Origin of the sequence: Algoriphagus aurantiacus (genome assembly GCF_035156405.1) — a bacterium.
GTDB classification, from domain to species: domain Bacteria; phylum Bacteroidota; class Bacteroidia; order Cytophagales; family Cyclobacteriaceae; genus Algoriphagus; species Algoriphagus aurantiacus.
Window position 1 is genome coordinate 173,079 of the sequence record NZ_JAXRUT010000001.1, and the last position, 13,219, is coordinate 186,297.

The 13,219-nt window shown below is 39.7% G+C and carries 12 protein-coding genes and 1 riboswitch; of the genes, 8 read left to right on the top strand and 4 right to left on the bottom strand.

Going from position 1 to position 13,219, the window contains the following annotated elements; genetic code table 11:
• Nucleotides 1–33: 33 nt before the first annotated feature.
• A complete protein-coding gene (locus SYJ56_RS00725; RefSeq protein ID WP_323831498.1) occupies nt 34–396 on the top strand; it encodes an avidin-fold protein in 363 nt (120 codons plus the stop codon).
• A gap of 134 nt (nt 397–530) precedes the next feature.
• Here SYJ56_RS00725 and metE read toward each other — a convergent pair whose 3' ends face one another.
• The gene (gene metE / locus SYJ56_RS00730) at nt 531–2,858 is read right to left on the bottom strand and encodes a 5-methyltetrahydropteroyltriglutamate--homocysteine S-methyltransferase (RefSeq protein WP_323831500.1); all 2,328 of its coding nucleotides are present in this window, start codon (nt 2,856–2,858) and stop codon (nt 531–533) included.
• A gap of 188 nt (nt 2,859–3,046) precedes the next feature.
• A riboswitch (cobalamin riboswitch) is annotated at nt 3,047–3,244 on the bottom strand.
• A gap of 221 nt (nt 3,245–3,465) precedes the next feature.
• A complete protein-coding gene (locus SYJ56_RS00735) occupies nt 3,466–4,842 on the bottom strand; it encodes a methyltransferase RsmF C-terminal domain-like protein (protein WP_323831502.1) in 1,377 nt (458 codons plus the stop codon).
• Nucleotides 4,843–5,001: 159 nt separating this feature from the next.
• Here SYJ56_RS00735 and SYJ56_RS00740 point away from each other — a divergent pair, with 159 nt between their 5' ends.
• Nucleotides 5,002–5,364 (top strand): DUF1304 domain-containing protein, encoded by a 363-nt coding sequence (locus SYJ56_RS00740; RefSeq protein ID WP_323831503.1) that lies wholly within the window; start codon nt 5,002–5,004, stop codon nt 5,362–5,364.
• A gap of 101 nt (nt 5,365–5,465) precedes the next feature.
• Entirely contained in the window at nt 5,466–5,843 is a 378-nt protein-coding gene (locus SYJ56_RS00745) for a GxxExxY protein (protein ID WP_323831504.1), read from the top strand.
• Nucleotides 5,844–5,926: 83 nt separating this feature from the next.
• Here SYJ56_RS00745 and SYJ56_RS00750 read toward each other — a convergent pair whose 3' ends face one another.
• On the bottom strand, nt 5,927–7,450 hold the full coding sequence (locus SYJ56_RS00750) for a P-loop NTPase family protein (RefSeq protein WP_323831505.1): 1,524 nt from the start codon (nt 7,448–7,450) through the stop codon (nt 5,927–5,929).
• A 5-nt stretch (nt 7,451–7,455) separates the two neighbouring features.
• Nucleotides 7,456–8,556 (bottom strand): vWA domain-containing protein, encoded by a 1,101-nt coding sequence (locus tag SYJ56_RS00755; RefSeq protein WP_323831506.1) that lies wholly within the window; start codon nt 8,554–8,556, stop codon nt 7,456–7,458.
• 411 nt (nt 8,557–8,967) lie between these two features.
• Between SYJ56_RS00755 and SYJ56_RS00760 the strand changes: the two genes are divergently transcribed.
• The 5 genes from SYJ56_RS00760 to corA all read left to right on the top strand — a co-directional run bounded on the left by SYJ56_RS00760 (nt 8,968) and on the right by corA (nt 13,219).
• Nucleotides 8,968–9,270, top strand: coding sequence for a hypothetical protein (locus tag SYJ56_RS00760; RefSeq protein ID WP_323831507.1), 303 nt, complete (start codon nt 8,968–8,970; stop codon nt 9,268–9,270).
• 8 nt (nt 9,271–9,278) lie between these two features.
• Nucleotides 9,279–10,427, top strand: coding sequence for a hypothetical protein (locus tag SYJ56_RS00765; protein WP_323831508.1), 1,149 nt, complete (start codon nt 9,279–9,281; stop codon nt 10,425–10,427).
• 2 nt (nt 10,428–10,429) lie between these two features.
• Entirely contained in the window at nt 10,430–11,044 is a 615-nt protein-coding gene (dcd, locus tag SYJ56_RS00770; RefSeq protein WP_323831509.1) for a dCTP deaminase, read from the top strand.
• A 109-nt stretch (nt 11,045–11,153) separates the two neighbouring features.
• On the top strand, nt 11,154–12,089 hold the full coding sequence (gene queG, locus SYJ56_RS00775) for a tRNA epoxyqueuosine(34) reductase QueG (protein WP_323831510.1): 936 nt from the start codon (nt 11,154–11,156) through the stop codon (nt 12,087–12,089).
• A 17-nt stretch (nt 12,090–12,106) separates the two neighbouring features.
• Nucleotides 12,107–13,219 carry a magnesium/cobalt transporter CorA gene (corA, locus tag SYJ56_RS00780; RefSeq protein WP_323831511.1) on the top strand — a complete coding sequence of 371 codons (1,113 nt, stop codon included), beginning with the start codon at nt 12,107–12,109 and terminating at the stop codon, nt 13,217–13,219.

A 13,219-nucleotide genomic window follows, 5' to 3' on the forward strand; every position in this document is an offset into this window, starting at 1 on the left:
ACTTAATTTTAGTCAAAAGAATAACTTCAACTCATGAAAAAACCAGATGAATCGACGCTGATCAATTATAATAACCGTTCTTTCCGCGCCGTTCAGAACACCGAAAATGGAGAAACTTCTGTAGAGACTATTTTTCGCTATCAACAGGATACGAAAATTCTGACTGCGGAATATGAAGGCGGAAAAATCCTAAAAGGGCATCTAATCGGTTTGGTGGACGAGTCCGGAAACATCAACATGCGCTATCATCAAGTGAATAACAAAGGGGAATTGATGACGGGAATTTGCCTATCTAAGCCTGAAATCTTGGAAAACGGGAAAATTCGCCTCCATGAAACTTGGGAATGGACTTCGGGTGATCGTTCAAAAGGAGAGTCTGTTATTGAGGAGATTTGATTCATAAGTAGGAAGACCGATAACCGAAGACGAATTGTTAACCAGCGTTCTCTGCAAAATCCTCCGTGTTCACAGCGGTCATAGCTTAGGGAAAAAACGCCCAACGGAATCTTAATCCGCCAGGCAACTTATTCTTAGCTCACTGGCTCAGTCACCGCTTCGCGCAGTTTCTTCGCAGCAGCCACCATTTCGATCAGCGCTTTTCTGGTTTCTTCCCAGTGGCGGGTTTTCAAGCCACAATCCGGGTTTACCCATAGATTTGCTGCCGGGATTACCGCTTTTGCTTTCTCCATTAATGCAATCATTTCGGCTTTAGACGGCACCCTTGGTGAGTGAATATCATATACTCCCGGGCCGATTTCATTTGGATAGTTAAACTCTGCAAAAGCATCCAACAACTCCATCTGGGATCTGGAGCATTCTATTGTAATCACATCCGCATCCATGTCAGCAATGTTCTGAATGATGTCATTGAACTCTGAATAGCACATGTGTGTGTGTATCTGCGTTTCGTCTTTCACACCGCTGGCGGAAATCCTAAATGCACGAACCGCCCATTCCAAATATGTCTGCCAGTCAGCTTTGCGAAGTGGAAGCCCTTCTCTGATGGCAGGCTCATCGATCTGGATTACACCTATTCCAGCCTTCTCTAAATCCACTACTTCGTCACGGATAGCCAAAGCAATCTGTGTACATGTTTGAGACCTAGGCTGATCATTACGCACAAAGCTCCATTGCAAAATCGTCACCGGCCCTGTGAGCATTCCTTTTACAGGCTTGTCGGTAAGTGACTGCGCAAAAGCTGACCAACGCACCGTCATCGGCTCAGGTCTGTACACGTCTCCATAAATAATCGGTGGCTTCACGCATCTACTGCCATAGCTCTGCACCCAGCCAAACTTGGTAAAAGCAAACCCAGCCAATTGCTCGCCAAAATACTCGACCATATCATTACGCTCAAACTCCCCGTGAACGAGCACGTCCATGCCTATCTCCTCCTGCCAGATGATTGACTCCTTGGTCTCTTCTTCAAGCAATTTTTCGTAGGCTTCTTTGGTCAAGTCGCCATTCTTAAATCTCGCTCTCCAAGACCGTACTTCTTTAGTCTGCGGAAAAGAGCCAATCGTAGTAGTGGGAAAAAGTGGGAGATTTAATGCTGCTTTTTGCTTGGCTTGGCGAATAGAAAACCCACTTTTGCGCTGATCATCAGCTTCAGAGATCAAATTCACCCGATCTTTCACTTCTGTATTGTGGATCAGAGTTGAGGATTTTCTGCTGGCGATTGCTACCACATTTAGTGAAAAACTCTCCAAAACCTCTAAATCTTTATCGTTTTCTACCAACTTTTTCAAGGTCACTACCTCTGCGATTTTCTGCTTTGCAAAAGCCAACCATTGCTTTACTTCATCCGGAAGAGTTGTTTCATTTGTCTCCAAATCCAAATCACATGGAGAATGGATCAACGAACAAGAAGGCGCTATCCAAACACGGCCTGCACCGATTCTGTGAACAACTTTATCGATCAGCGAAAAGGATTTTTGAAAGTCATTCTTCCATATATTTCTACCGTCTACTACTCCCAAAGACAAGTTGACATTGGCTTTCAATTTCCCCGAATCCAAAATATCATCCAGTTGTGACGGGCAACGTACCAAATCCAAGTGTAGGGTATGAACAGGAAGTGAAAGTGCTATTTCGAGATTTTCTCCGAAGCAGTCGAAATAATTGGCAAGGATAATTTTGAGAGAAGGATAAGCTTTTTTTATCTCCTCATAGACATAAGAAAATGCTTTTTTCTCCTTTTCTGTAAGATCCATTGCCAAAAATGGCTCGTCAAACTGCACATATTCTACATGAAGTGCATCAAGCTTTTTCAATATTTCCAAGTAAACAGGAAGCAGGTTTTTGATCAGATCAATCCGCTCAAAACCTTCCTCTTTTTCTTTACCCAAAAGCAGATAAGAAACCGGTCCTATCAGAATAGGCTTGGTCAAAATTCCAAGTTGTTTTGCCTCGGAAAATTCCTTGATGACTTTGGTGGAGAAGAGTTTAAACTCCTGATTTTTGGTAAACTCAGGAACAATGTAATGGTAATTGGTATCAAACCATTTGGTCATTTCCATGGCAGTGATGTCCAAACCATTTTGCTGATAACCACGAGCCATCGCAAAATACAAGTCCAGTTCATTTCCACCTTTTTGCAAAATCACCTCATGATAGCGCTCCGGAATGGCGCCGACCATGAGGGACATATCCAAGACTTGGTCATAGAAGGAAAAATCATTGGAAGGAATCAAATCAATTCCTGAATTCTTTTGAAGAATCCAATTGTCCTTGCGGATACTTTCTCCTGCAGAGAGCAGGTCAGAAAGCGCGATTTTGCCTGACCAATACTGTTCACAGGCTTTTTTGAGTTCTCGGTGGCTACCAATTCGCGGATAGCCAAGATTATGCGTTTGCATCTCTTTTAACTGTTAATGATGAATAATTAGTTAAAAGCTCTTTGGCTAGATTTCACCATGCAGGAGAATTGGGCAATCGGAAAAGTGAAATACGCGCATAGCAGGTTAAGTCTGAGCCGCATGACACAGAAAACAGTACTATAAGAAAACGTATCAAACTTGACTAAAAGGCCTCATTTCGCGGAAGCATCGTCAAAACGGAATAGGCAGGTCTCCTGACTCGTAGCGACTTTCATCGTCCTTCCCGTCTCCTTTGTGTTGGCTACAGTGGACATGCGAGGATGATCGTCTTTGGTGTGCTACTTACAGTTGCGCGACAGTTCGTGATTTTCACACGATTCCCTATTAATCTACAGCTAAGTAAAACCCCTTCCGGTTGATTAAGAAATAAAGTTAAGAACTATTTCAGTGGTGAAAGTAGTGAATTTTATTGAATGAAATTTTTGTTTGATGATTCTCCAACAATATGGCTAGCACATTATAGGTAGTCAGATGATCGGTGATAGATGCCTGAGGTGATCTTATCCCAGAAACTAAGTTTCATCTGATGTTCTGAAAAAGTCTTGATACTTGATACCAAATACTAGCTACTAGCTACTCACTAAAATCACATCCTAATTCTCCATTCCTTTGGATAATAGTTATTCACACGGTTGCCGAGGTTTTTGATCCAACCGAGTGGTAAATTTTTGTAAGTTATCAACACCCAGCCGATCGGCAGATCACCAACTTCGAAGTCATTTTTTCTAAGAAATTCAATTGCTTCTCTTTCCGAAAGTTCATGTGTCGGAAAATTGTTTTTAGGTAAAACTGAGACGGCCCATTCATGAGTTGGAATCCAGTCATTTTTCTGCTTTTTACCCAGCTCCACGCCAAAATATTTCAAACTCAAATGCTGCGAAACCTTCTGAAAATGCAAGTTCCAGTCTTTTGAAATCCTGAAATAAGAATCATTCAGCGTATAGTATTTCCCACTGCCATCAAATCCTAATTCTTCATCCAGATCGGAGGATTCTCTATTCCAGACTTCCTTCAAGTAAGGGTGCTTGAAGTCTTTCACCCGCTTCGGCTCTTGGATGTATGCTTCTGATGATCTCTTCAAAGCCGTGATAAAAAACCCTTCTCCTTCCACCAAATGAGGAAAAAAGCGATATCCATAATAAGTTTTCCCTTCAGCTTCTACCTCAGTTTCCTTGATATTCCAACTCGCATCTAGCGGAATTCGAACAGGCTCGTAGGAAAACTCTTCAGTTAAAAACCTGATCATATCCTCATTTTCCTGTTCATTGAAAGTACAAGTGCTGTACACCAAAAAACCATCTGCTTTCACCAATGCACCAGCCTTATCCATAATACGCTTCTGCCGGGCGGAGCAAAGTTGTACATTGTCAATAGACCATTCTTCCCTTGCCTGAGGATCCTTACGAAACATCCCTTCTCCAGAACATGGAGCGTCCACCAAAACCAGATCAAAAAATCCTTCCAACGGTTCAAAATGCTCTGGATCGTTGTTGGTCACCACGGTGTTCCCAAGTCCCCATTTGATGATGTTTTCCTTTAGAATCTGGGCTCTCGGCTGTATAACTTCATTGGCAACCAGCATGCCTTCATCTCCCAAATATCCAGAGAGCAAGGTAGATTTTCCACCAGGGGCAGCCGCCAAATCAAGGTAAACTCCCTTTGGTATTTCAAGAGTATTCAGGATATGCTCTATAAAAATAGATGAGGCTTCCTGCACATAGTATGCACCTGCATGAATGGCAGGATCAAGAGTGAAAGAAGGTCGTTCATCCAAGAAAAATCCGCTTTTTGACCATAGAATTGGAGATTTCGGCCAGGATATAGAAAAAGTTTTCGCTGAATTTAACCTTATGGAAGTGCGGGAAGGGTTGTTGATTGCTTTTTTAAATTGCTCAAATTCGGCTATACCGAGTAATTCGAGCATCTGAGACTCGAAGTCGGTAGGAAGATTGGTTTCTGGCATAAAGCAAAGATAGTGATCAGCTTGCAGTGATCAGTCCCAGTAATAGATTAAACCAACCGGATTAATTGGGATTTGATCTAATCTGATTTATTCAAAGTTCTGGCTACTGAGACTGTACACTGAATACTAATGCTTATCTTATTCAGAAAATTTGACATTATGGAACTACTTGCTGATATTCTGATTGGTACGATTGCCGCTCTCCATCTTTATTTTCTCTACTTCGAAATGTTTGCTTGGGAAACTATCGGCAGAAAAACTTTCAAACAACTACCCGCTGAATTATTTCCTAAAACCAAAGGTTTGGCTGCCAATCAAGGCTTATACAATGGGTTCTTGGTTGCTGGATTGATCTGGTCACTACTGATTGAAGATCAACATTGGTCCACGTATGTTGCTATTTTCTTTTTGGGCTGTGTGCTTGTCGCCGGCATTTTCGGAGCCTTGACGGCAAGTAAAAAAATCTTCTGGATTCAGGGATTACCGGCGCTAATAGCGTTGATTTTGGTGCATTTGAAGTGATTTACCGCAGAGGAACGGAGAACGCAAGAGAGCTAAGAGATTTTTCCAAAACATCTTAATTTCATAACTCTTTATTTATAAAAGTTTTATAATTTTTTATCATGATCGAAAATGAAATTTCTTCCAAAATTATAGGTGCTGCAATTGAGGTTCATAAACAACTTGGTCCTGGTTTATTGGAAAGCAGCTACGAAAAATGCTTAGCTTTTGAATTGTCTCAGATCGGCTTAACTATTCAAACTCAAGTTCCTGTTCCTGTTTTGTATAAAGGAATTAAGCTCGATGTATGCTATAGACTGAACATTCTAGTTGAGGAAAAAGTTATTATAGAAGTCAAGACCGTATCTGAATTGGCAGCTATTCACAAAGCTCAATTGCTGACATATTTAAAGCTCATGGAAATTAAACTTGGATTACTGATCAACTTCAATTCCATCAAATTGATCGATGGAGTAAAAAGAGTTGCCAATAAATTGTAAAAAGATCCAGTTTCACTAACACAAAAGGCGCAAAGTTATGGTAATTAAATTCTGCGCCCTCTGCGCCTCTGCGGTGATCAACCCTACAAATCATCCTCCTCGAAACCATCTTCATCACTCGGCCTCATATCAAACATGGAGCTAAACAAATCCTTAAACTGTAAACCTGTATCCAGTACTTTTTTGCTGAGTTGGGAGAATTCTGCCAACCCATGAAGCGCAAATTCCATAAAAAACTCCTTCTCATTTTCAGGGAGATTTTTCACCAGTTGCGTCACCACGTCTTCCAATCCCGGAACGGAATGCAGTGCAGATTTATAGTCTTTGTCTCCCTGAGAAGCTAGAATATCCAGCTCATTTCCCTCACCAAACCAAGCCAAAGGCAACACATAGGGGTTTCCCTGCTTTTCTTTTTTCTTCTGTTCGGGCGACGGGAAATAGTTTACAAACTGCGTACGAATGGCTTTACCGATCAGATTGTAAGCTACCAGACCTGCACCTTCCTGCTCTCCTTCGTAGACCAACTCCACTTTTCCGGTGATTGCAGGGATTACTCCGATCAGATCAGCGATACGGACTATGGTATCGCTTTCACCATTCATATACATTCGACGCTCAGCCGCTGAGATCAAATTCTCATATGCCGAAATCGTCAATCTAGCAGAAACCCCACTTTTCTCATCTACATATTCGGATCCCCTGGCTTCGATTGCAATTTGCTCAATCAAGTCCTTCATCAATTCCGGCACATAAATATTGTCTACTGGTCTTCCTTTCAGCTTGGCTTCCTGAGCAGTAATTTTTCTGCCGATCCCAATGGATTTAGGATAGTGTGTTATGATCTGGCTTTCAATTCGATCTTTAAGCGGGGTAACTATACTACCGCGGTTAGTATAATCTTCGGGGTTTGCAGTAAAGACAAACTGAATATCCAGTGGCAATCTCAATTTGAATCCCCGTATCTGAATGTCTCCTTCTTGCAAAATATTGAATAGCGCAACTTGAATTCTAGCCTGTAAATCAGGTAATTCATTGATCACAAAAATGGAGCGATGCGACCTTGGCACCAATCCATAATGAATTACCCGCTCATCATTATAACTCAGCTTCATCGTAGCCGCCTTGATCGGATCCACATCCCCGATCAAATCGGCCACTGATACATCCGGCGTAGCTAACTTCTCAGTGTAGCGATCATCCCTGTGCCACCAAATGATTGGTGTATGATCACCTTTTTCTTCAATCAAATCCTTCGCAAAAGAGGTCAAAGGCTGCAAGGGATCATCATTCAATTCCGAACCAAATACTACCGGAACATATTCATCAAGAAGATGAGTCATCATTCTGGCAATCCGCGTTTTTGCCTGACCTCTGAGGCCCAGCAAATTGATATTGTGTCTGGAAAGAATCGCCCGCTCAATGTCTGGAATCACCGTGTCCTCGTATCCCCAAATTCCTTCAAATACATTTTCTTTTCGCTTGATCTTTAAAATCAAGTTGTCACGAAGTTCTTCTTTGATGGATTTTGGCTGGTAGCCGGCAGCTTTGAGTTGACCTAGGGTTTTTATCTGCGTGAGTTCTTTTGGTGTCAGTTTTTGGTAGTCCATATTGCTTAAAAGCGTTTCGTTCTATTTCGTCTATAATCTTCAAAAATCAGGTCGCCAAGCCCCTTCAGGCTACTGTAATAGGCATTCCCGTTATTTACTTTGGTGAATTCCTTCACAAACTCCTTCAGATACGGATCCGAAGCAATCATAAATGTAGTCACCGGGATTTTCAATTTTCGGCATTGCGCAGCAAGTTTCAGCGTCTCGCTGAGGATTTTACTATCAATCCCAAAAGCGTTTTTGTAATATTTGATCCCCACTTTCAGACAAGTTGGTTTACCATCAGTAATCATGAAAATCTGCTTGTTTGGGTTCTTTCTTCTTCGAAGTAAATCCATCGCCAATTCTAATCCGGCAACTGTATTGGTATGATATGGCCCAACTTGCAAGTACGGCAAATCCTTAATCTCAATCTGCCAAGCATCATTTCCAAAGACAATGATATCCAGCGTATCCTTTGGATAGCGGGTTTTGATAAGCTCTGCCAAAGCCATTGCTACTTTCTTAGCAGGAGTAATTCTATCCTCTCCATAGAGAATCATGGAATGGGAAATGTCGATCATCAAAACGGTGGAAGTTTGGGATCGAAATTCATTTTCCACCACTTCCAAATCATCTTCGGTGAGCAGATAATCTCCCGAAAATCCATGGTTGGCCTGCGCATTCCGCAGGGAATCCGTCAATGCTATCTGATCCATATTATCCCCAAATTCATAGGCTCTACGGTCAGTCCCGCGCTCTTCGCCTTGACCGGAATGCGTGGTTTTATGCTGTCCTGACTTCCCCCGCTTGAGTTTGCCGAAAATCTCTTCCAAAGCTGATTTTCGAATAGTTTGTTCAGCTTTTCCAGTAATCTTGAATTCACCTTTTTTATTTTCCTCGGTCAGATAACCTTTGGTTTTCAAATCCTCTATAAAGTCCCCTATTCCATAATTGGGATTGGTCATATTATAGCGATTGTCCAGGTTGGTCAGCCAACTCAGAGCTTCCGCCACATCCCCACCAGTCATGGTGACGAGCTGCAAAAATATATTCAGCAGATTCTCAAACGTATTCTTTTCAGGATCCTGAGTGGGTACGAACTGAGTAAATCGAAATCCTTTCATTGTTAGATTTTAGTAGCAAGATTCAAGACACAAGACTGGCTTTATATCTACCAATTGCTCTCATACTTAATCAAAATTAAGTCGGAAACTATTGAAACTCAATGAATGCCTAATTGATAAACCTCCGACAAAGCTCATAACACACAGATGGGTATGGGAGTTTAATAAACAGAACAAAAAGCCAAAAAAGATAACGCAAATGACTAGCACACCTTGACAGTCAATCAATGGCAGCATTTAATTTTTAAAACAGTCTAAAAAATTACTTAGGGAAACTCTTTCGGAAGTCTGTTAAAAAATTTTAAATTTTGAGCAAAATATATTAAATCGCTGAGAATGTGGATAACTTTGTGGAAAAACCCTTGGTTAATGTTAATAAAATATATTTATTTGATTTAAATCTCTGAATTTATGATGTACGCACACAACCAGGAAAGCAATAAAGTTAGCTCAATCATACTTTTCCTTAATTTTATTCTGGACGGAGACAACAAATACAAAGAATATTTGGACTCAATAATTACAGAAGCAGTTGATTTAGTTAAAGGGGATAAAACGATTTTTGATATTAGTAAAGATAATTTTTTAGTAATTACTAGGCTGAAAGAGTATGGAGAAGAATCAATTAAGTCGATAAATAAAGCAAATATAGAAAACTCGGACTATCAGAAAATCAAAAAGCTTTTGGAGAAATCCTCTCACGAATTGGCATGATTCGTTTTATGAATAGTAAACTTTTACAGCTTAATTTTAGCCAGTTGGAGTCAGCTTGGAAAAAAACTAAAAACAATCATTATTCTGACTCAAAGAAAAATAGATATCAAAACAAATTAAACGAACTTTTTAATAAACTAGATTCAGAAGATTTTTCCACATTAACAGCTGGCGAGGCTTATGAAAGAAGCTTAGTTATTGACTTTTTCTTCTATAGCATTACTTTTCTTAACGGCAGCACTTTAACTCAGATACCTTTCGAAATTATCAAATGTCTAGAAGTGGCTCTAAAGGACTGGGTAGATAAAAATGAAGATTTCATTATTGTAACTTCTCTAGTGAAGGGAATAAGTGACTTTAGTTTTGATTTTACACTTACATTTAGGGATGAGTTTTATGAGATAATCGAAAGGAATTTTGATATAAAATTTCAGTCTAAATTAATCCAAATCAACTTGCCAGAATCTTTGACTGGCGATTATTTGGCAAATGTCGTTTTGTATCATGAATTGGGTCACTTTATTGATAGGAGATATAGAATTTCAGAATTGTTAACAAAAATCATTATCTACAAAGAAAAAGAAGGTTTACTGGAGCCGGATTTTTTAAAGATTCTTAAAAAATTTCTTCCTGTTTTGGAGGATAATAAAAGTAGCGATTGTGCTCAGATATTATACAATCATTTTTCCGAGTATTTCTGCGATTTGTTTGCTTCTCAATATGTAGAGGGGACTTTAGGCCCCTATTTAAATTATTTAACTAAGGAAAGTAAAGATTGGCATTACAGTCATCCATCAACGGTTAGCAGAGTGGAATTAGTCAACGATTTTTTAAATAAAGACAAAAATGTTTTCCTTGATTTCATTTTGGAAGTTGTATCAAAGGCTTCAAAAAATGAATTAAAAATAAGATTCAAGAAATTTTCAACAAATGATTTTGAAAATTTAATCCCAGTTGAAATAGATTCTTCCAGTGAATTACACTATCTATTTGTTTATGGATGGAATTTATGGCTTTCCGACTGGTCAGTATTTGAGAAAATTAATAATATGGACTATTCTCTTACTTCAACTCAAGTTTATGAAATTATTAATAACCTGATTGAGAAGTCTATAGGAAATTATATTATTAAGGCCAATTGGGAAAAGCATAAATAAATATGTACCTACAATCTGAGGAAATTCGCGGCTTAATTGATAAAAATGAGCTAATAATTAGACCATTACTTGATGTTGACGCTCAACTTGGGGAACTGACTTTTGATTTCAGACTAGGATATGATTTTTTAGTATCAATACAAGGCAGAGAAGCATTTATTGATACATCCTTGAATAATGGTGAGAACTCCAGAATTTTTAAAAATTTTTTCCACAAAACCAGACGAAGGCCAGGTGAAACAATTTTACTTCATCCCAACCAAACAGTTCTTGCAACTAGTCTAGAATACATTAAACTTCCCAAGGATATTTGCTTGATTTTAAACACTAGGAGTTCCTATTCAAGGCTAGGATTAAATCTTTCCACCTTAGTTCAACCTGGTTATTGTGGAAGTTTGTCTTTTGAATTTACAAATACTAACAAAGTTCCTATAAACCTTACTATTGGCTCAAGAATAGTTCAAGGTAGGTTTGCCAAATTAAATTCAGAAAGTAACTACTTCAAAAATAAAAGAAAATACCTATGTCAAGTACGACCAATATTGTCTGCTATAACTGAAGATAATGATCTCCAAATATTAAACTCATATTGGAAAGATCTAAATCACCAAATTTAACGACAAGATCTACTTTTAATAAAAAAACGAAATTATCATCTGCTTTTAGAAACCTACCAACCTACTTTAATCAGACAGGGTAAAATTATATCTATTGTATCTTTACCCCATGACTCCCTCCGAGAAAAACGCTATCCTTATCAAATCCACCGCCAAGCGGCTGGGGTTTGACTTTTGTGGAATAGCAAAAGCTGGTTTTCTGGAGGAGGAAGCGCCCAGACTGGAAGACTGGCTTAACCGTAATTACCACGGTCAAATGGGCTATCTGGCGAATCACTTTGACAAACGCCTCGATCCTACTAAACTTGTGGAAGGCGCCAAAACCGTGGTATCTCTTGTTTACAATTACTATCCTGAGGAAAAGCTGCCGGAAAGAAAATCGGATATAAAGCTTGCTAAATACGCCTACGGGGAGGATTATCATTTTGTGATCCGCGACAAACTCAATCAATTTCTCGAAATCCTCAGAGACGAAATCGGTGAAATCGATGGTCGTGGATTTGTGGATTCCGCCCCGGTGATGGAGCGTCAGTGGGCACAGAAAGCGGGTTTGGGTTGGCTGGGGAAGAACAGCCTGCTACTTAATAGGGAAATGGGCAGTTTCTTTTTTCTCGCAGAACTCATCATCGATCTAGAAGTAGCTCCGGATAGTCCACTCACCAAAGATTACTGTGGTACCTGCACAGCCTGCATCGATGCCTGCCCCACAGATGCCATTATAGATAATGGCGTGATTGACGGTTCCCGCTGTGTTTCTTACCTGACCATTGAACTGAAAGATGCCATCCCTGACGAATTTAAAGGCAAAATGGAAAACTGGGCTTTTGGCTGTGATATCTGCCAGGATGTATGTCCCTGGAACCGCTTTTCCAAACCTCACCAAGAAACACAATTCACACCGAACGAGGAACTTAAGTATTTGTCAAAATCCGACTGGAAGGAAATTACGGAGGAAACTTTCCGTAAGGTTTTCAAGAAATCTGCAGTAAAACGCACTAAACTTGCTGGACTAAAAAGAAATGTCGACTTTCTTACCTCTAAATAACCTCATCTGAGATCTATATGAGCCCACAAACTCCAAGTCTTAAATCTGTACAGAAACTTTTCAAATCCAAAAAGAAGAAAAAAACTAAGACACATAAAATTGGTCTGCCTCCTGGCGCTTTGGTTTTTACAGGTGACAAAAAGCTTGAGAAAGTTTTAATTAACCTGATCACCTATGATGAAGTTGATTTCTACGAAGAATCTATTGAACTAGATCAGTTAGAAGAGCACCTGAAACTGAAAAAAAATGTACTCTGGATAGATGTCATAGGATTGCATGATGTAGAGTTATTTGAGCAAATTGGTTTGCTTTTCGGTATCCACAAACTCACCTTGGAGGATATTCTGAGTGTAGATCAGCGTCCTAAAATGGAAGCTTTTGATGACTACCTTTTTGCGGCGATGAAGATGATCCAATGCCCCACTCCTGAGTCACCTATAGATGAAGAGCAGATCAGCTTTGTGTTAAAAGATGGAATTCTTTTGACTTTTCAAGAAAAGAAAGGAGATGTATTTGATTTCGTAAGAAGTCGCCTAACAGATCCAAAGCGAGCCATACGTCAGCGAAAAGCAGACTATTTACTCTATGCACTTCTCGACGCCGTAATTGACAATTATTTTATCGTGATGGAAAATATCGGCGAAAGAATTGAGAATCTCGAATCTCAGGCAATGATGGCTCCAGGTAATGAAACGCTCAGTGCACTTTACCTTCTAAGACGGGAAATGATGGATCTACGCAGAACTGTATATCCGCTTCGTGAAGTAATTGGTTCATTTGATAAATATGCTGACGATAAGATCAGTGCTGAGACCAGACCTTTCATCCGCGATCTCTACGAAAACACCATTCAGGTCATTGAGACTATGGAAGTATTCCGCGATATGTCATCTGGTGTACTGGATCTTTACATGAACAGCCTTTCCAATCGCATGAATAACATCATGAAGGTGTTGACTATTATCTCCACCATCTTTATTCCTTTGAGCTTTGTTGCAGGAGTTTATGGGATGAACTTTGACAATATGCCTGAACTTCATTATAAATATGGCTATTTCTATGTAGTAGGAGGTATGGGGATTGCAGTTCTAGGTATGTTATATTATTTCCATAGGAAACAGTGGTTGTGA